Source organism: Streptomyces filamentosus (genome assembly GCF_014654895.1).
GTDB lineage: Bacteria > Actinomycetota > Actinomycetes > Streptomycetales > Streptomycetaceae > Streptomyces > Streptomyces filamentosus.
On sequence record NZ_BNBE01000001.1, the window covers coordinates 337,173 to 354,500 of the forward strand.

The following is a 17,328-nucleotide window of genomic DNA, read 5'->3' on the forward strand; positions in this document are numbered from 1 at the left end:
GGGGACGACGGGCCGCACACCCCCCGCCCCGCCCCCGCCGCGCCCCCGTCGCCTCCTCCTAGAACTCGCGCTCCGCGGCCAGTTCCCCGCCGTCGTGGTCGTCGAGCAGGTCTTCCGGTTCGCGCCGGAGCCGGAGTCCTTCGAGGAGCTCGTCGCGGCTGCTGACCTGGAGCTTGCGGTAGATCCGGGTGAGGTGCTGCTCCACCGTGCTCACGGTGATGTAGAGCTTGTTGCCTATCTCCCGGTTGGTGTGCCCGACTGCGGCCAGCGTGGCGACCCGGCGCTCCGCGTCGCTCAGGGCCGTGGAGGTGTCCCCCTTCGCGGGGGCCGGTTCCTCCTTCTTCTCCCTTTCCGCGACGACCACTTCGCCGGGGAGGCCGCGCAGGAGCTGGGCCGGCACGGCACCCGCGTAGCAGAGCTTGGCCTCCTGCACGGCGCGCCGGCCGCTGGTGCGGGCGCGGGCGAAGTCGCCGAGGGCCTGGTAGGCGGCGCTCAGGTCGGCCAGCGCGCGGACGAGTTCCAGCCGGTTGCCGGAGTCCTGGAGCAGCTCGATGGCCTTCTTCAGGAGCCGGGGCCGCTGGCCGAGTTCACCGGCCGCGGCCTTGACGCGCAGCGAGACGCCGCGGACGACGCCGTTCTGGGATCCGGGGAGTTCCAGCTGGCGGTCGACGAGGTCCCGGGTGACGTCGGGCCGGGCCAGCTTCAGGTAGACCTCGGCGAGGTCGGTGCGCCAGGGCATGAGGGTGGGGACGTCCGCGTTCCAGTCGCGCAGCTTCGTGCCGCAGGACTGGAAGTCGCTGAGCGCGGCGAGGGCCCGGTCGCCGGCGAGGTGGTGGTGGCCGCGGGCCCGGAGGTAGAGCAGGCCGAAGGAGGTGTCGAACATGGCCTCGGGGACGAGGAGGGTGAGGAGTTCGGCGGCGCGTTCGGGCCGGTTGAGGGCGGTGTGGACCATGACGAGGGTCGAGATGGGGAGTCCGATGAGGACGCCCCAGCCCTTCGGCTGGAGCCGGCTGAAGGCCGCCTCCGCCTTGGCCTCGGCGATGGCGAGGTCGCCCTGGCGGAGGGCGATCTCGGCGCGGACGCTGCCGAGGACCGCCTGCCAGGTGTTGGCGCGGCGGCGCACGGCCTCCTCGATCAGCCCGTCGCACCACAGGGCGGCGAGGTCGGGCCGGCCGGAGAACTGGAGGGCGAGCAGGGCGAAGGCGGTGATCTCCAGGGTGGTGTCGCTGAGGCGGCAGCTCTGGAGGATGTACTCGGCGCTCATGACGGCCGCTTCGGGCGATTCCCGCTGGAGGACGTCGGTGAGGGTCGCGGTGGCGCGGGCCCAGGGGTTGCCGAAGGGGCCGCCGATCTCGGGGGCGCCGGGGGTGGCGGGTTCGGCGCCGCGGGGCAGGGGGTGGTGGGAGGGGCCGCGCATCGCCAGGAGGATGAGGCTGAGTTCGGCGGTGTGCTGGGCGTCGGCCAGGTCGTCCATGACGGCGGGGTCGTTCATGATCTCGCCGGCGCCCTCGATGTCGCCCTGCCAGAGCAGGTAGCGGATCACGTTGACGACGTCGCGGCCGTTGAGGGAGCCTTCGCGCACCGCTTCGCGGAGGGTGTCGAGGTGGGGCAGGATCGCCGCCGGGTTGACCCGCCAGGCGGCGCGCGCCAGCATCGCGGTGATCGTGAGGCGTTCGGCGTCGTGGGTGCAGGCGTCGAGGGCGAGTTCGAGGCAGGCGGCGGCGTGCTCGGCGTCGTTCCCGGCGAGGGCCTGGGCCGCGGCGTCCCGGAGCACCTCCATGGCCCAGCGGCCGGAGGCGCGGTCGGCGGCGAGGAGGTGGACCGCGATCTCGGCGGTGCTGGAGCCGAGTTTGTGGAGCAGTTCGGCGCACAGGGAGTGCAGTTGGGAGCGTTCCTCGGCGTCGAGGGTGCCGAGGACGGCGGCGGCGACGGGTTCGGGGAAGCCGGAGGGGCCGAGGAGTCCTGCGGTGCCGAGGATGTCCTGCATCTCCGCGGCGCGTTCGGGCATGACTCCGAGGAGGCGGGCGATGAGGGCGGGCGAGGCGTGTTCGCCGAGGACGGCCTGGCCCTGCGCCACTTCGAGGAGGGCGGGTTCCCAGCGGTGCAGGATGCTGTGGACGGCCTGGTCGAAGCAGACGCCGGGGGTGATCCGGGCGGAGCCGTCGTCGGGGTCGTGGTCCGCGCGGCGCTCGCAGTCCTCGATGAGCGCGTTGACGAGCATCGGGTTGCCGCCGGTCAGGAGGTAGGCGGAGCTGGCGAGCCGGCCGGCGGTGTGCTCGCCGAGGGAGTGGGCGAACAGGTCGTGCACGCCGGTGCGGGAGAGCCTGTCGAGCCGGATCCGGTGGTGGGGCTGGCGGGTGGTCTCGGCGTGGAAGAACGGCTGGGCCATCCGCGGCCGGGTCCATTCGTTGAGGACGAGGAGGATGCGGGCGGAGCGGACGCGGCGCTGGAGGTAGAGGAGGGTGTGGAGGGAGGCGTTGTCGACGAAGTGGACGTCGTCGATGCCGATGACCACCGGGCGTTCCGCGGCGAGTTCGAGGAGGAGCGCGCACAGGTCGCGTGCCTCCTGGGCGGTGTGCCGGCCGGTGTCCTCGGCGGGTTCGCCGGCGGCCGGGGAGCGGGCGGCCGCGGCGACGATCTCCTCGACGCGTTCCACCGGTCCGGCGGGCAGCGCCGCGTCCTGGAAGAGCTGGCTCATGGCGCCCATCGGGAGGGCCTGTTCGGCCTTGGAGCCGGTCGCCCTCAGGACCAGTGCGCCCTGTCCCGCGGCGCGCTCCGCGAAGTGGTCGAGCAACTCGGTCTTCCCGGTGGCGAGCCCGCCACTGACCAGTGCCACGCTTCCGTTGCCCCGGGAACACTCGGCCAGGAGTTCGTCCAGGGCATGCAGGCAGTCATCGCGTTCCACTAAAAACAAGATTCCCCCAAAACAGAAGACGCGCTCCCGTCCGGGGCCGGATTCGGCCGAGCTGATGCCCCGTCGCACGTTCGCGCATCCGAGTGAGCGCCCTACTGGATGCACTTCCGCGAGCGTTCGCCGGAGGGCCGCGGCCCCCGTCGCGCTCCTCCACCGTTCTACACCCCGCCCCCTTCGAGACGCCGTGACCTGCATCACATGTGGCTCGGAGTGGTTGACGCTGGCTGGATAACCGGTTGTGCGGGACAGGGGGGCCTAGGGGTACCGGTAGGGGGCGGCCCTGTCGTAGAACTTTCTCACCCTTCCGCATGTGAGGACGAGACGCCGTGCCCCTTTCCAGACTCCTCGCCGTCAGCGACCTCCACACCGGCATGGCGGACAACCGGGAGGTCGTGGCGGGCATCCGCCCGACCTCGGACCGGGACTGGCTCCTGGTGGCGGGCGACGTCGCCGAGATCAGCACCGAGATCGAGTCCACGATGAAGGCGCTCGCCGACCGCTTCTCCACCGTGGTGTGGGCACCCGGCAACCACGAGCTGTGGACCGTCCCCCACGACCCCGTACGACTGCGCGGCGAGGAACGCTACCGCCACCTGGTGGAACTCATGCGCGGCCTGGGCGTCGTCACCCCCGAGGATCCCTACCCCGTCTGGGAGGGCCCCGAGGAGAACCTGACGATCGCCCCGCTCTTCGTGCACTACGACTACAGCTTCCGCCCGGACCCCTCGCTGACGCCGGAGCAGTCCCTCGCCCGGGCGCACGAGTCCGGGGTGGTGTGCACCGACGAGTTCATGCTCCACCCCGAGCCGTACGGCGGCATGGCCGAGTGGTGCCGCCGGCGCGTCGAGCTCACCGAACGGCGGCTCGCCGCCGTGGACCCCGGCACCCGGCTCGTGATGGTCAACCACTACCCCCTCGTCAGCGCCCCCACCCGGGTGCTCCGGTACCCGGAGTTCGCCCAGTGGTGCGGGACCGAGCGGACGGCGGACTGGCACCTGCGCTTCCCGACCGCCGCCGTCGTCTACGGACACCTCCACATCCCCCGCACCACCTGGCACGACGGAGTCCGCTTCGAGGAGGTGTCCCTCGGCTACCCGCGCGAGTGGCGCGCCCGGGGCATCGTGCGCCCGGTCCCCCGGCAGGTCTTCCCCCACCCGGAGCGGTGATGATCGAGGAGCTGTTGCCCGCCGGGGTCGCCGGCGCCGAGCGGTTCGACGACGCCGAGGCGGTCACGCCGTTCCCCGAGGAGGAGGCGGTGGTCGCCCGTTCCGTGGCCGAGCGCCGCGACTCCTTCCACACGGCCCGGCTGTGCGCCCGGCTCGCCCTGGCGGAGCTCGGGCTGCCCCCCGTGCCGATCCTGCCCGGCCCGAAGGGCGAGCCCCGCTGGCCCGCCGGACTGGTGGGGAGCATGACCCACTGCACCGGCTACCGGGGCGCGGTGCTCGCCCGGGCCTCGGAGTTCGCCGGGCTCGGCATCGACGCCGAGCCGCACCTGCCGCTGCCCGAGGGCGTCCTGGAGACCGTGAGCCTGCCCGCCGAGCGCGAGCGGCTGCTCCTGCTCGGCCGCGACCACCCCGGCGTCCACTGGGACCGGCTGCTGTTCAGCGCCAAGGAGGCCGTCTACAAGGTGTGGTTCCCCCTGGCCAGGAAGTGGCTCGACTTCGACGAGGCCGACATCGCCCTGCTGCCCGACGGCCGGTTCACGGCGCGGCTGCTCGTCCCCGGACCGGTCGTGGCGGGCCGCCGGGTGCCGGTGCTGGCCGGCCGGTGGCGGGTCGGCCGCGGGCTCGTCCTCACCGCCCTCGTCCTCGGGCCCGCGGGCGAGTCCCTGACGGGCCCGGGGCACGTCAGAGACCTGCCTTGACGATCTGGCCGGCGTCGACCCTGAGCTGCGCGCCCGTCACGTAGCGGGACTCGTCGGAGACGAGGTACAGCACGGCGTGGGAGACGTCGGACGGTTCCAGGTGCGCCACCGGCAGGGCGGTGAGCCGCTCGTACGCGGGGAGGGCGTCGTCGGCGCCGGGCGCGGCCAGGTCCGGCCGGAAGACCCGGTGCATGCGCTCGTTCAGGATCATCGGGGTGCCGACGAGGGCCGTGTGCACGGCGTTGATCCGGCGGCCCGACGGCCCGAGCTCCACCGCCAGGGTGTTCACGTAGTCGGCGAGGCACCGCTTGGCGAACATGTAGCCCGCCATGCCCGGCCCGCCCGGGTTCTCGCCGTGCCCCGGCATGAGCGCCGCCACCGAACCGATCACCACCACCGCGCCGCCCGGCCCCAGGTGCGTCAGCCCGGCGTGCACGGTGTTGATCGCCCCCGACAGGTCGATGTCCACGGTGGCGGTGAAGGCGTCCAGCGGCTGGTCCGCGCCGACCGCGATGATGCCCGCGTTGGCGACGACCGCGTCGAGCCGGCCGAGCTCCGCGACCCCGTCGGCCAGCGCGGCGCGGAGCGCGCCCCGGTTCCGTACGTCGGCCTGCCGGCCGAAGGCCCGCCGGCCGGCCTTCTCCACCAGCCGCAGGGTCTCCTCCAGGTCCTCGGGCACCGGTCCCGGATAGCCGGTGACGGGCACGTCGGCGCAGAGGTCGAGGGCGATGATGTCGGCCCCCTCCTCCGCGAGCCGCACGGCGTGGCTGCGGCCCTGGCCGCGCGCGGCCCCGGTGATCGCGACGACCTTGTCCTGCACGCGCCCCATGGCGACTCCTCCGCTCGTGGTCCCGTCCCGGCCCGTCCGATGCGTCCGGACGCGGCCCGTGCCCGCCCGCGCGGCCGTCGGCCGTGAGCGCCGGGCGCCGTGAGCCTAGGCCGGGGCCGGGGCGCCCCCAACCCCTATTCGGCGACCGCGCGGACAGTGGGGTCGGGCGGCCTCGGAATAGGGGCGTCCACGGGATCACACGAACCGCCCCAGCGCGCAGACTCGAAGCCATGACGACCGAAGCCGCGGCCCCGCCGCCTCCGTTACTCCCCGCCCGGTCGCCGGCCCCCGCCCGCCGGGCGGACCCCGGCCGGCCCTCGGGCAGCGACTTCGCGGCGCTGTCCCGGACGGTCGCGGACGCCGGCCTCCTGCGCCGCCGGCCGCTCTACTACACCGTGCGGTTCGCCCTCGTCGGCGCGTCCGCCGGAGCCTGCGCGGCCGGTGTCGTCGCCCTGGGCGACAGCTGGGCGCAGCTGCTCCTGGCCGTCCCGCTGGCCGTGGTGTTCGGTCAGATCGCCCTGCTCGCCCACGACCTCGCGCACAAGCAGGTCTTCTCCACCCGGGGCCCCAGCGAGTTCTGGGGGCTGATCGTCGCCAACCTGTTCCTGGGGATGAGCTACGGCTGGTGGATGAACAAGCACAACCGCCACCACGCCAACCCGAACCACGAGGAGAAGGACCCGGACGTCGCACCGGACATCCTGGTCTGGTCGAAGCGCCAGGCGAGGGTGGCCCGGGGAATTCCCCGGTTCATCGGAAAGCACCAGTCCCGGCTCTTCTTCCCGCTGCTCACCCTCGAGGGCTGGAATCTCAGCGTGAACAGCATCCGGGCGCTCGGCCGGCCGACGACCAAGCGCCCGGTTCTCGAAGGAACTCTGCTCGCCGCCCATTTCGCCGTCTATTTCGGCGGGATCTTCGCCGCCCTGCCGGCCGGAAAGGCGATCGCCCTCATCGTCCTGCACCAGGCCCTCTTCGGGGTCTATCTGGGCTGCGTCTTCGCCCCCAACCACAAGGGAATGGCGATGCTGACGAACGAGGACGACCTCGATTTCCTGCGCCGCCAGGTCCTGACGTCCCGGAACGTGAAGGGCGGTCCTTTCGTGGACGTCCTCATGGGCGGCCTCAACTACCAGATCGAGCACCACCTGTTCCCGAGCATGCCCACCCCGGCCCTGCGGAAGGCACAGCTCCTCACCGAGCGGCACTGCGCCGGACTCGGCATCCCGTACCACCAGACGGGGCTCCTCGCCTCCCACCGCGAAGCGCTGCGGCACATGCGGGCGGTCGGCGAGCCCCTCCGCGAGGACGCCTGACGGCCCGCGGACCCCGGACCCCGGCCCGGTGCCGCCGCTCATTCCCCCGTGCGACGGCGGCACCGGGCCGGTTCCCTTCCCGTACGACAGGCCGGGGGCGGCACAGGACGCGTGCCGCGCCCGGCCGACGGTCAGGAGGCCACACATGAACACGGTCGCGCCCACCGGCGGTGGCCGGACGCCCGCCCCGCACGTCCCGTACGACGCGGACCGCGCCACGGTGTTCGCGGAGGTGCTCGACGGGCTCCTCACCGGCTACCCCTACAACAGCGCCACCCAGCTCCACGAGTACTTCGGCGGCCGGACCGTCCCCCGGCCGTACGGCGCCTCCTGCGCCTGGCAGTCCTTCGAGGCGGGCCGGCTGGTGGCGGAGCGGACCGGCGCGGCGGTGGAGCACCCCGCCGACGGCCGCCACGTCGCCGCCCTGTTCCCCGACGCCGACGGGCTGACCGTGCTCGACCCCTATCTGCTCCACCGCCTGCCCCTGCGGCTCGACCGCGCGGCCGCCGAGGACGGCGTCGTGCGGCGGGCGGTGGACGCCTACCCGCTGCGGGTGCGCGCCGACGGCTCGCCCGCGCCGAGCCGCGTCCGCGCGACCTGGCGCCTGGACGACGACGCGGTGCGCCTGGACTACCTGCGCCACAGCCCGCGCCGGGGGCACAACGTGCTCAGCCGCTCCTTCACCCTGCGGCCGGCGACCCGGATGGTCCGGGTGCCGCCGCCCGCCGAAGAGGTCCGGCCGCTGCTGCTCCACCCGGAACAGCACAGCGTCTCCGTCCGCGTGGTCCACCCCGGCGAGCGGCTGATGGGCGAAGTGGTCCTGCCGCTGGCCGGCCGGCCCACCGGCGTCCGGGGCGACGCCGCGCTGATGATCGGCAAGGACAACCAGGGGGCCGTCTCCCGGCCCGGCTCGGCCGCGTTCGGCCGGACCGCCGACCTGGTCGCCGACGCCGTGGGGGTGCCGTACGAGGAGCTGGCCGGCTTCCTCCTGGAGGCGGCGGCGCTGCACCGGGCCGCCGCCCCCGCCTCCCTCGCGCTCGCCGCCTATCCGGTGGAGGACGAGTGACCGGCCTCCGCGACCTCACCGCGCCGGGGCCGGGCAGCGCCCCCGGCCGTACCGCCGCGTCGTTCTTCCTGGCGGGGACGATGCAGGGCGCGCGGCCCGGGTCCGCCGTGCTCGACCAGTCGTACCGGCTCGCCCTGCGCTCCTGCATCGAGGAGCGGGTGCCCGGTGCCGTCGTCCACGACCCGGGCGTCCTCATGGCCCGGTGGGAGGCGGGCCTGCGCGCCGACGTGCGGGCCGCGCACGCGGCGCTCGCGGACACCCCCGTGGTGCGCCGGCGGGACCTCCCGCCCGAACTCGTCGCCCTCACCGACATGTTCCACCGGCTCACCCTGCTCGCCGCCCGCAGCGACGTGTGCGTGGCCTGGCTGCCGGGCCACGAGCCCAGCATGGGCACCGCCGCCGAGCTCCTCTCCGCGCACCGCGCGGGCCGCACCGTCGTCTCCATCACCGGCATGCGGCAGAACCTCGCCGTGCTGGCCTGTTCCACGCTGATCCTGCCCGACCTCGACGCGTTCGCCGACTGGCTCGACCACGGCCGGCCCGACCCCGCCCCACCTTCCGAAGGACACCGATGAGCCTCCGTCGCAGCACCGCCGGAACCCTGGCTCCCCGCCCGCCGGCCGAGCCCCCGGCCACCCTCGTCGAGGCGCTGGCGGACCGCGCCTCGGGCCCCCTCGCCGACCTTCCGTTCCTCACCGCCCTCGACGCCTCGGGCCGGCCCGTCGAGCGGCTCTCCGCGGCCGGTCTCGACGCCCGCGCGCGGGCGCTGGCCGCCGAGCTGCGCGCGACCGGCGCCCCCGGCGACCGCGTCGTCGTCCCGGCCATGCCCGGACTCGACTTCCACGTCGGTTTCTTCGCCTGCCTGTACGCGGGCATGGTGGCCGTGCCCGTGCCGCCGCTCCGCCCGGCGGCGCGCCCCGGCGCCACCGTCCGCGCGGGCCGGCTGGAGGGCATCTGCCGGGACTGCTCCCCCCGGGCCGTGCTGGTCCCCACCCCCGAGGACGCCGCCGCGGCCGGCCCCGCGCCCGCTCCCGGCGTGGCGTACGTGCCGGTGCGGCGTCCCGGCCGCCCCGACGCGCCCGTGCCCGGGGTGCCGGAGCCCTCCGTGGGGCCCTCGTCGACGGCCCTGCTCCAGTACACCTCGGGGTCGACCGGCGACCCGCGGGGGGTCGTCGTCAGCCACCGCAACCTGATCGCCAACCAGACCGCGATGCGGGACCGCTGCGAGATCGACTCCGGCACCACGGTCGTCAACTGGCTGCCGCTCTTCCACGACATGGGCCTGTGCACCTCCCTCGTGCTGCCCCTGGTGTCGGACGCGTCCGTCGTCACGATGGAACCGGCCGCCTTCGTCCGGGACCCCCGGGTGTGGCTGCGGGCGATCGAGGCCGAGGAGGACGTGTTCTCCGCCGCCCCCGACTTCGCCTACGACCTGTGCGTGCAGCGGATTCCCGAACGCGAGCGCGCGGCCGTCGACCTGTCGACCTGGCGCGTCGCCGCCAACGGTTCGGAGCCGGTACGGGCGAGCACGCTGCGCCGGTTCGCCGAGGCGTTCCGTCCGAGCTTCTTCCGCCCGGAGGTCTTCTCCCCCGGCTACGGACTGGCGGAGTGCACCCTGACCGTGACGTTCGGGCTCCCCCTGGAGCACACGACGGTCCGCCACTTCGACCGGGAGGCCCTCGCGGCCGGCCGGGCCGAGCCGGTGGGGCGGTCCGCCGCGGCGGCCGAACTCGTCAGCAGCGGACCGCCGTTGCCGGGCGTCGAGGTGGACGTCGTCGACCCGGAGGGACGGCGGCTGCCGGCGGGGGCCGTCGGTGAGATCCAGGTGCGCTCCACCGGGAACTGCGGCGGCTACTGGGGCCGTCCGGAACTCTCCGCGGAGGTCTTCGCGGCCCGCCCGTACGGCCCGGACTGCGAGCCCGTCGGCGGGGAGTCCGCCGGTGAGGAGTCCGTCCGCACCGGCGACCTGGGTTTCCTGTACGAAGGGGAACTCTTCGTGACCGGCCGGGTCAAGGACCTCGTGATCGTCGGCGGGCAGAACTACTACCCGCAGGACGCCGAGGAGCTGGTGACCTCCGCCCACTCCGCCTTCACGGCGCAGCGCGCGGCCGCGTGGTCGCCCGACGACCTCGACGGGCCCGGCGGGCCCGCGCGGGGCCGGGGGATCGCCGTCGCCGTGGAGACCGCCGAGCGGGACCAGCGGGTCCTCGCGGACGCGCTGCGGGCCGCCGCCGTCGCGGTCGCCCGCGCCGTGCCGGCCCCGGTCACCGTCTACGCGGTCGCCCGCAACAAGCTTCCGCGCACCACCAGCGGAAAGATCCGACGCCAGACCTCCGGCCAGGACCTCGGTGAGGGGCGGATCCCCGTCCTCGCCCAGTGGTCCGGCCTCCGATGAGCGAGGAACGCCCCCATGACCCCGTCGCCCCGGTCCGCCACCGCCGCCCCGACCCAGGAGGAGGCCACGGCGCTGGTCGCCGGCCTGCTCGCCCGGCTGCTCGAACTGTCCCCGCAGGACGTCGATCCGGGGATCCCGGTCTCCGCGTACGGCATCGACTCCGCGACCAGCACGCTCCTCGCCCACGAGATCGAGGACGCCTGCGGGATCGCCGTCGACCTGGAACTGCTGCTCGGCGGCCCGACGGTCGCCGAGATCGCGGCCGAGGTCACCGCCGGCTCCCGTCCCGCCCGCCCCTGACCGTCCGATCGGCCGGCCGACCAGCACCGGAGGAACAGATGAGCTCGTACACCCGCCCTTCCCTGCCGGACACGTCCGTCTGGGACGCCTTCGTGGGCGCCGGGTTCGCCGCCGCCCTCCAGGACGGCCTGTCCCGCGCCCGGCTCAGCAGCCGTCCCCGGCCGGCCGCCGACCGTGCCGTCCCCGAGCGGGCCGAGCGGCCCGTCCCGCAGCTGCCGCCGGTCTGCCCCGGCGCCCACGGCCTCTGCCGCCTCTCCCCCGCCCGGAACCGCTGACGCCCGCGGGCCCCGGCTCCCCCGGCGGGGTCAGGGGCTGGTCGTGGAGACCGCGAAGACGCGGGGGAAGGCGGGGTCGGTGAGGTCGACGGCGAGGTCGGTGTCGGGGCGGGGGGACTCGCGGTCGACGGTGGTGCCGGACCAGGCCAGGCCGTCGGGGAAGGTCCAGCCGACGATGTCCGCGTCCCGGGCGGAGACGGTGGTCCGGCCGGGGACGAGCGCGGAGCGGCTGGTGCCGGACCCGGCGAGGAAGGCGTCGAGGCCGGTGGCCGTGGTGGTGAACTGCACGTAGAGCCGGCTGGTCCTCCAGTTGCTGGTCTCGTAGTAGGCGACGCCGGAGGCGCCCGCCGGGACGGGGACCTCGAAGACCCGGCGCTTCATCAGGGAGGGCCAGTTGTCCTGGAGGCCGACGGCGGAGGACTCGCGTTCCTTGTCGATGCCGCTCTCCCGGCTCTGCCCGGCGGAGATCACCAGGTAGCCGGCGGGGATGCCGACGAGCAGGACGATGATGACCGCCGTCAGCCAGCGGCGGCGGATCATGTGCCCCCGGTCCTCGGGCATCCGCTGCCCGGCCGGCCGGTGCCCCGGGCCGCGGTCGTCCGGACGGTGCTCCTCGGGCGGGGGCGCGGCCGGCGGGTGCACGGTCACGTCGCGGGGTCCTCGGGGGTGCGGGGGGCGCGCCCGTGGGTTCCGGGGCGCAGTGCCTGCGCGTAGCGCTCGTACCGCTCGTAGCGCTCCACCCGGCGCCGGTTGGCGCGCCGGAAGCGGCGGGCGACGAGCCGGGCGAGGTCGGCGGCGCCGACCATGCCGGCCTCGGGGCCGAGCTGGGCGCGGGTGATGCGGGCCTCGGGGCGGTAGCCGCGGCCGGTGAGGTGGCGGCGGAAGGCGTCCCGGGCGGGGCCGATGAGCAGGTCGTCGGCGGCGGAGACGCCGCCGCCGATGACGAAGCAGGAGGGGTCGAGGGCGGCGGCGAGGTTGGCGATGCCGACGCCGAGCCACTGGCCGATGTCCTGGAGGAGCTCGACGCACATGGCGTCGCCCTCGCGGGCCAGCTCGGTGATGAGGGGGCCGGTGATGTCCGGGACGTTCCCCTTGACCCGCTCGATGATCTCGTACGCCACCGGGGAGTCGGCGGCGGCCAGCTCGCGGGCCTCGCGGACCAGGGCGTTGCCGGAGCTGTACTGCTCCCAGCAGCCGCGGTTGCCGCAGGGGCAGCGGTGGCCGCCGGGGACGACCTGCATGTGGCCGAACTCTCCGGCGACGCCGTACTTGCCCCGCTTGACCTTGCCGTCCTCCAGGATGGCGCCGCCGATCCCCGTGCCGAGGGTGATCATGACGAGGTGGTCCTCGCCGCGTCCGGCGCCGAAGCGCCATTCGGCCCAGGCGGCGGTGTTGGCGTCGTTGTCCACCATGACGGGGACGGCGAGCCGGTCCTGGAGGGCGTCCCGGAGGGGTTCGTTGCGCCAGGCGAGGTGGGGGGCGAAGAGGACGCGGGCCCGGTCGGCGTCGACCCAGCCGGCCGCGCCGATGCCGACGGCGTGCACGTCGTGCCGGTCGGAGAGGTCGAGGACCAGTTCGGCGATGGTGTCCTCGACGACCTTGGGGCTCTTGGACTTGTCGGGGGTCTCGGTGCGGATCTTCTCCAGGATGGTGCCGTCGGCGTCGACGACGCCCGCCATCACCTTGGTGCCGCCGATGTCGATGCCCACCGTCGGCACCCGGGGCGCCGACAGGTGGGAGCGCCGCTCGCGGGTCCCGACGGTCCGCAGGACACCGCCCCGGGCGGCGGGGTCACGGTAGGTGTTCACCGGGTCGATTCTGCCAGGAGGGGCGCCGGGTCCGCGTGAGGAGAGCCGGGGCGGGTCACGGGCCGGCGGGGCGCTCCAGTTCGTGGCGGAGGTCGTCGAGCTCGCTGCCGCCCGCCATCTGGCGGGTCAACTCGTCGAGCGTCACGGACTCCTTGGTGTGGCTCGCGGCCATCACCCCGCGCTTGAGCAGCACGAACCGGTCGCCGACGAGGTAGGCGTGGTGGGGGTTGTGGGTGATGAGGACCACGCCGAGGCCCTGGTCGCGGGCGGCGGCCACGTACTTCAGGACGACGCCGGACTGCTTGACGCCGAGGGCGGCGGTCGGCTCGTCGAGGACGAGGACCTTGGCGCCGAAGTGGACGGCGCGGGCGATGGCCACGCACTGGCGTTCGCCGCCGGAGAGGGTGCCGATGGGCTGGTCGACGTCGCGGAGGTCGATGCCCATGCGGAGCAGCGCCTCGCGGGTGGTGGTGCGCATCAGCGCGGTGTCGAGCCGCTTGAGGGGGCCCTTGCCCCTCGTCGGCTCGGAGCCGAGGAAGAAGTTCCGCCAGACCGGCATCAGGGGGACGACGGCGAGGTCCTGGTAGACGGTGGCGATGCCCCGGTCGAGGGCGTCGCGCGGGTTGGCGAGCGTGACCTCCTCGCCCTCGATGCGGAAGGTGCCGGCGTCGTGCCGGTGCAGTCCCGCGACGATCTTGATGAGGGTGGACTTGCCGGCGCCGTTGTCGCCGAGGACGCAGGTGATCTCGCCGGGGCGGACCTCCAGGGAGACGCCTTCGAGGGCGCGGATGTTGCCGTAGTACTTGCTGACGTCGGCCAGCTCGACCAGGGGGGTGGTGCCGGTGGTCACTTGGTGGCCTCCACGCGCTTGCGGATCCAGGCGTTCAGGAGGGTCGCGAGGAGCAGCATCGCGCCCAGGAAGAACTTGAACCAGTCGGGGTTCCACTCGGCGTAGACGATGCCCTTGCTGGTCATGCCGAAGATGAGGGCGCCGACGGCGGAGCCGATGGCCGAGCCGTAGCCGCCGGTGATCAGGCAGCCGCCGATGACGGCCGCGATGATGTAGATCAGTTCGTTGCCGACGCCCTCGCCGGACTGGACGACGTCGAAGGAGAAGAGCAGGTGCTGCCCGGCGATCCAGGCGCAGAGGGCGACGCCCGTGTAGAGGCCGATCTTGGTGCGGTGGACCGGGACGCCGACCGCGCGGGCCGCGTCGGCGCCGCCGCCGACCGCGAAGATCCAGTTGCCGAAGCGGGTGCGGAGCAGGATCCAGGTGGCGACCGCGACGAGGCCGAGCCACCACAGGATGGTGACCTTCAGCTCCACGCTCCCCACGGTGAGGGTGGAGGCGAAGACGGCGTGGGCGGAGGGGAAGCCCTCCATGTCGGCGATCGACTTGGTGGAGACGGTGCCGGTGATCAGCTTGGTGAGGCCGAGGTTGAGCCCGGTGAGCATGAGGAAGGTGCCGAGCGTGATGATGAAGCTGGGCAGCTTGGTGCGGGTCAGCATGAAGCCGTTGAAGGCGCCGATCGCGAGGGTGACGAGCAGCGAGACGCCGACGCCGACCCAGACGTTCGCGGTCATCTGGTAGCTGAACATCGAGGACACCAGCGCGGAGCTGGTGACGAGGACGCCGGCGGAGAGGTCGAACTCGCCGCCGATCATCAGCAGGGCGACCGGCACGGCCATGATGCCGAGGGTGGAGGCCGCGTAGAGGACGGTGCCGAGGCTGGAGGGGCGCAGGAAGCTGTCGGCGGCGACCGCGAAGAAGGCGAAGACGGCGATCGCGCCGACGACGGAGCCCAGCTCGGGACGGGCGAGGAGCTTCTTCAGCGGGGTGGTGCGCAGCAGCCGTTCGTCGACGTGGTCGACGCCGTCGCCGCTCGCCGGGGGTGCGGTGGTGCTCATCGGGTCCCCCGCTCCGCGTACCGCTTCAGCGCCCCGGCCTGGTCCCCGGTGACGATCTGCGGTCCGGTGAGGACGGGCTTGCCGCCGCCGAGCACGTCGGCGTTGTAGCGGTAGAGCCAGAGCAGGTCGACGGCCTCGTAGCCCTGGAGGTAGGGCTGCTGGTCGACGGCGAAGCCGAGGGTGCCGGCCTCCAGGGCGGCGGCGACCTTGGCGTTGAGGTCGAAGGTGTCGATCTCGGCCTTGCTGCCGGCGCTCTTCGCGGCCTGGACGGCGGCGTCGGCGAAGGGGGCGCCGAGGGTGACGACGGCGTCGACGTCCTTGTCGGACTGGAGCTTGGCCTCGATGGACGCCTTCACGTCGGGCATGTTGGTGCCGTCGACGTAGAGGTTGACCAGTTCGCCGCCGAAGGTCTCCTTCGTGCCGGCGCAGCGCTGCTCGTGGCCGACGTTGCCCTGTTCGTGCAGGACGCAGAGGGCCTTCTTCCTCCCCCGCTTGGTCAGCTCCTCGCCGACGGCCTGGCCGGCGACGGTCTCGTCCTGGCCGATGTGGGTGAGGGCGCCGAACTCCTCGGACTGCGCGGCGCCGGAGTTCACCGTGATCACCGGGATGCCGGCCTTGACGGCCTTCGCCACGGCGGCCTTCATGGCGTCGGGCTTGGCGAGGGTGACGATGAGGCCGTCGACGCCCTTGGCGACGTACGAGTCGATCAGCTGCGCCTGCTGCTGGGACTCGTCGCTGTGGGCGTAGAGGAAGTTGATGTTGTCCTTGGCGGCGGCCTGCTCGGCGCCGTTCTGGACGATGTCCCAGAAGGTGTCCCCGTCGCCCGAGTGGGTCACCATCGCGAAGGTCCAGCGGGGGGTGTCCACGGCCGCCCCGCCCTGGGCCGCGGCCGCCTTGCGGGCGTCCTCCGCCCGCTTGCCGCCCGTGCTGCTGCACCCGGCGAGCGCTCCCGTGAGCGCGAGGGCGAGCACGGCGCCGACCGCGGCGCGTACCCCTCCTGTCCGAAACCTGGTCACGAGGCCGTGCCCTCCTTTGTGTCCTTCTGCGTGCATTGCAGTATCGGTCATGCGGGTCACGGGGCTCGTCAGGGGGCCCGTCCCCCGATCCCTACCCCCTCCGTACGGACCAGCAACGGCACCTCCTTGACACCGCCCGACGGGCGCCCCACGGTGGGGCCATGCGCATCGGACTGATCGGTACGGGCCGGATCGGAAGCTTCCACGCGGGGGTGCTCGCCCGGCATCCGGAGGTCGGCTCGCTGGTGGTCGCCGACGCCGACGCGGGGCGGGCGGCCTCGGTGGCGGCGGCGCTGGGCGCCGAGGCCGCGCCGGACGTGACCGCGCTGCTCGGCCGGGGCCCGGACGCGGTGGTGATCGCCTCGGCGACCGCCGCGCACGCGGAGCTGATCTCCCGGGCCGCGCGGGCGGGCCTGCCGGTCTTCTGCGAGAAGCCGATCGCCCTGGACGTGCCGGGCACGCTGGCGGCCCTGGCGGCGGTCGCGGAGGCGGGCACCGAGCTCCAGCTGGGTTTCATGCGCCGCTTCGACGCCGGCTACCGGGCCGCGCGGGAGGCCGTCCGGGCGGGGCGCCTGGGGCGGCTGCACACGGTGCGGACGGTCAGCTCGGACCCGGAGCCACCGCCCGCCGCGTACCTGCCGCTGTCCGGGGGCCTCTTCCGGGACTGCATGATCCACGACGTGGACGCGGTGCGCTGGGTGACCGGCCGGGAGGTCGTGGAGGTGTACGCGCGCGGCGCGGACGGGGGCCCGGCGGTGTTCCGGGAGGCCGGTGACGTGGACACGGCCGCCGCGCTGCTCGTCCTGGACGACGGGACGCTGGTGACGGCGACCGCGACCCGCTGCAACGGCGCCGGCTACGACGTGCGGATGGAGCTGGCGGGCGACCGCGACCAGCTGGCGGTCGGCCTGGACGAGCGGACCCCGCTCACCTCCCTGGAACCCCACTCCCCCGCGCCCCCGCCCAAGCCCTGGCCCGGTTTCCTGGAGCGCTTCGCCCCCGCGTACGAGGCGGAGCTGGACGCCTTCGTGCGGCTGGTGCGCGGCGGGGCCCCGAACCCCTGCGACGGGTACGAGGCCCTGGCCGCGCTGCGGGTCGCGGAGGCGTGCGAGCGGTCCCGGCGGGAGGGCCGGGCGGTACGGGTGGACGGCTAGCCGCGTCTTCCGGATCGCGCCCGGCCCGGGTCGGACGGGGCCGGATCAGGCGGGACTTCCCTGGCCGGCCGCGCGGACGGTGCCCTGGGCGAGGGCGCAGAGGGTCTCGGTGCCCTCCTCGTCGACGGCGAGGAGCTCGCAGCGGACGACGGCCTGGCGGCGGCCGGCGTGGAGGACCTCGGCGCGGGCGCGGAGGGTGACGCCGACGGCGGGGCGGACGTAGTCGATGGAGTAGCCGGCGGTGAGGACGGCGGGGCCCAGGACGGTGCCGGCGGCGAAGGTGATCGCGTTGTCGGCGGCGTAGGAGAGGACCCCGCCGTGGACGTAGCCGTTCTGCTGACGCAGGTCCTCGCGGATCGGCAGCTCCAGGGTGGCGCCGCCGTCGCCGAAGGCGCTGACGTCGGCGCCGACGAGGCGGCTGAACGGCTGGGCCCGCAGGACGTCGCGCGCCATGGACAGGAGGGCGGTATCGGTCACCCGCGCCAC

Annotated in this window: 17 protein-coding genes; 9 read left to right on the top strand and 8 right to left on the bottom strand. The window is 74.2% G+C overall.

Annotation, left to right across the window (positions count from 1 at the left end; all coding sequences use genetic code 11):
* Positions 1-58 precede the first annotated feature (58 nt).
* Entirely contained in the window at positions 59-3,109 is a 3,051-nt protein-coding gene (locus IE326_RS01520) for a helix-turn-helix transcriptional regulator (protein ID WP_229915162.1), read from the bottom strand.
* Positions 3,110-3,285: 176 nt separating this feature from the next.
* Here IE326_RS01520 and IE326_RS01525 point away from each other — a divergent pair, with 176 nt between their 5' ends.
* The gene (locus IE326_RS01525; protein ID WP_229915405.1) at positions 3,286-4,080 is read left to right on the top strand and encodes a metallophosphoesterase family protein; all 795 of its coding nucleotides are present in this window, start codon (positions 3,286-3,288) and stop codon (positions 4,078-4,080) included.
* Positions 4,080-4,778: a 4'-phosphopantetheinyl transferase family protein gene (locus IE326_RS01530; protein WP_190040603.1), complete on the top strand. Its 699-nt coding sequence runs from the start codon at positions 4,080-4,082 to the stop codon at positions 4,776-4,778. Before IE326_RS01525 ends, IE326_RS01530 begins: the two co-directional genes overlap by 1 nt.
* Here IE326_RS01530 and IE326_RS01535 read toward each other — a convergent pair.
* Positions 4,762-5,607 (bottom strand): mycofactocin-coupled SDR family oxidoreductase, encoded by an 846-nt coding sequence (locus IE326_RS01535; RefSeq protein ID WP_190040604.1) that lies wholly within the window; start codon positions 5,605-5,607, stop codon positions 4,762-4,764. The genes IE326_RS01530 and IE326_RS01535 overlap by 17 nt on opposite strands.
* A gap of 230 nt (positions 5,608-5,837) precedes the next feature.
* Here IE326_RS01535 and IE326_RS01540 point away from each other — a divergent pair, with 230 nt between their 5' ends.
* The 6 genes from IE326_RS01540 (at position 5,838) to IE326_RS01565 (ending at position 10,956) form a co-directional block, all read left to right on the top strand.
* The gene (locus tag IE326_RS01540; RefSeq protein ID WP_190040605.1) at positions 5,838-6,920 is read left to right on the top strand and encodes a fatty acid desaturase family protein; all 1,083 of its coding nucleotides are present in this window, start codon (positions 5,838-5,840) and stop codon (positions 6,918-6,920) included.
* 145 nt (positions 6,921-7,065) lie between these two features.
* On the top strand, positions 7,066-7,986 hold the full coding sequence (locus tag IE326_RS01545; protein ID WP_190040606.1) for a hypothetical protein: 921 nt from the start codon (positions 7,066-7,068) through the stop codon (positions 7,984-7,986).
* Positions 7,983-8,561, top strand: a complete 579-nt coding sequence (locus IE326_RS01550) for a hypothetical protein (protein ID WP_190040607.1) — start codon at positions 7,983-7,985, stop codon at positions 8,559-8,561. The genes IE326_RS01545 and IE326_RS01550 overlap by 4 nt, the downstream gene beginning before the upstream one ends.
* Positions 8,558-10,381: a fatty acyl-AMP ligase gene (locus tag IE326_RS01555; protein WP_190040608.1), complete on the top strand. Its 1,824-nt coding sequence runs from the start codon at positions 8,558-8,560 to the stop codon at positions 10,379-10,381. The genes IE326_RS01550 and IE326_RS01555 overlap by 4 nt, the downstream gene beginning before the upstream one ends.
* A gap of 15 nt (positions 10,382-10,396) precedes the next feature.
* Complete coding sequence (locus IE326_RS01560) at positions 10,397-10,681, top strand: acyl carrier protein (protein ID WP_150235485.1); 285 nt, start codon at positions 10,397-10,399, stop codon at positions 10,679-10,681.
* Positions 10,682-10,719: 38 nt separating this feature from the next.
* Complete coding sequence (locus tag IE326_RS01565; protein WP_150235486.1) at positions 10,720-10,956, top strand: hypothetical protein; 237 nt, start codon at positions 10,720-10,722, stop codon at positions 10,954-10,956.
* Between the two features lie 30 nt (positions 10,957-10,986).
* Here the strand turns inward: IE326_RS01565 and IE326_RS01570 are convergent, their stop codons facing one another.
* The 5 genes from IE326_RS01570 to IE326_RS01590 are packed head-to-tail and all read right to left on the bottom strand — an operon-like array spanning position 10,987 to position 15,688.
* On the bottom strand, positions 10,987-11,604 hold the full coding sequence (locus IE326_RS01570) for a hypothetical protein (protein ID WP_373310148.1): 618 nt from the start codon (positions 11,602-11,604) through the stop codon (positions 10,987-10,989).
* Positions 11,601-12,764, bottom strand: a complete 1,164-nt coding sequence (locus IE326_RS01575) for an ROK family glucokinase (RefSeq protein WP_150235488.1) — start codon at positions 12,762-12,764, stop codon at positions 11,601-11,603. Before IE326_RS01575 ends, IE326_RS01570 begins: the two co-directional genes overlap by 4 nt.
* A gap of 55 nt (positions 12,765-12,819) precedes the next feature.
* Positions 12,820-13,614 (bottom strand): ATP-binding cassette domain-containing protein, encoded by a 795-nt coding sequence (locus tag IE326_RS01580; RefSeq protein ID WP_150235490.1) that lies wholly within the window; start codon positions 13,612-13,614, stop codon positions 12,820-12,822.
* Complete coding sequence (locus tag IE326_RS01585; RefSeq protein ID WP_150235492.1) at positions 13,611-14,672, bottom strand: ABC transporter permease; 1,062 nt, start codon at positions 14,670-14,672, stop codon at positions 13,611-13,613. The genes IE326_RS01580 and IE326_RS01585 overlap by 4 nt, the downstream gene beginning before the upstream one ends.
* Positions 14,669-15,688: a sugar ABC transporter substrate-binding protein gene (locus IE326_RS01590; RefSeq protein ID WP_150235495.1), complete on the bottom strand. Its 1,020-nt coding sequence runs from the start codon at positions 15,686-15,688 to the stop codon at positions 14,669-14,671. The genes IE326_RS01585 and IE326_RS01590 overlap by 4 nt, the downstream gene beginning before the upstream one ends.
* A gap of 161 nt (positions 15,689-15,849) precedes the next feature.
* Here IE326_RS01590 and IE326_RS01595 point away from each other — a divergent pair, with 161 nt between their 5' ends.
* The gene (locus IE326_RS01595; protein WP_150235497.1) at positions 15,850-16,842 is read left to right on the top strand and encodes a Gfo/Idh/MocA family protein; all 993 of its coding nucleotides are present in this window, start codon (positions 15,850-15,852) and stop codon (positions 16,840-16,842) included.
* 45 nt (positions 16,843-16,887) lie between these two features.
* Here the strand turns inward: IE326_RS01595 and IE326_RS01600 are convergent, their stop codons facing one another.
* Positions 16,888-17,295 (bottom strand): PaaI family thioesterase, encoded by a 408-nt coding sequence (locus tag IE326_RS01600; RefSeq protein ID WP_229915406.1) that lies wholly within the window; start codon positions 17,293-17,295, stop codon positions 16,888-16,890.
* Positions 17,296-17,328: the final 33 nt, after the last annotated feature.

Excerpts from the sequence above, each read along its gene's own strand:
- IE326_RS01555 (WP_190040608.1), top strand. The coding sequence starts at position 8,558 with ATGAGCCTCCGTCGCAGCACCGCCGGAACCCTGGCTCCCCGCCCGCCG.
- IE326_RS01525 (WP_229915405.1), top strand. The coding sequence starts at position 3,286 with ATGGCGGACAACCGGGAGGTCGTGGCGGGCATCCGCCCGACCTCGGAC.
- IE326_RS01565 (WP_150235486.1), top strand. The coding sequence starts at position 10,720 with ATGAGCTCGTACACCCGCCCTTCCCTGCCGGACACGTCCGTCTGGGAC.
- IE326_RS01585 (WP_150235492.1), bottom strand. The coding sequence starts at position 14,672 with ATGAGCACCACCGCACCCCCGGCGAGCGGCGACGGCGTCGACCACGTC.
- IE326_RS01530 (WP_190040603.1), top strand. The coding sequence starts at position 4,080 with ATGATCGAGGAGCTGTTGCCCGCCGGGGTCGCCGGCGCCGAGCGGTTC.
- IE326_RS01595 (WP_150235497.1), top strand. The coding sequence starts at position 15,850 with ATGCGCATCGGACTGATCGGTACGGGCCGGATCGGAAGCTTCCACGCG.
- IE326_RS01560 (WP_150235485.1), top strand. The coding sequence starts at position 10,397 with ATGACCCCGTCGCCCCGGTCCGCCACCGCCGCCCCGACCCAGGAGGAG.
- IE326_RS01600 (WP_229915406.1), bottom strand. The coding sequence starts at position 17,295 with ATGGCGCGCGACGTCCTGCGGGCCCAGCCGTTCAGCCGCCTCGTCGGC.
- IE326_RS01540 (WP_190040605.1), top strand. The coding sequence starts at position 5,838 with ATGACGACCGAAGCCGCGGCCCCGCCGCCTCCGTTACTCCCCGCCCGG.
- IE326_RS01535 (WP_190040604.1), bottom strand. The coding sequence starts at position 5,607 with ATGGGGCGCGTGCAGGACAAGGTCGTCGCGATCACCGGGGCCGCGCGC.
- IE326_RS01545 (WP_190040606.1), top strand. The coding sequence starts at position 7,066 with ATGAACACGGTCGCGCCCACCGGCGGTGGCCGGACGCCCGCCCCGCAC.
- IE326_RS01520 (WP_229915162.1), bottom strand. The coding sequence starts at position 3,109 with ATGCAGGTCACGGCGTCTCGAAGGGGGCGGGGTGTAGAACGGTGGAGG.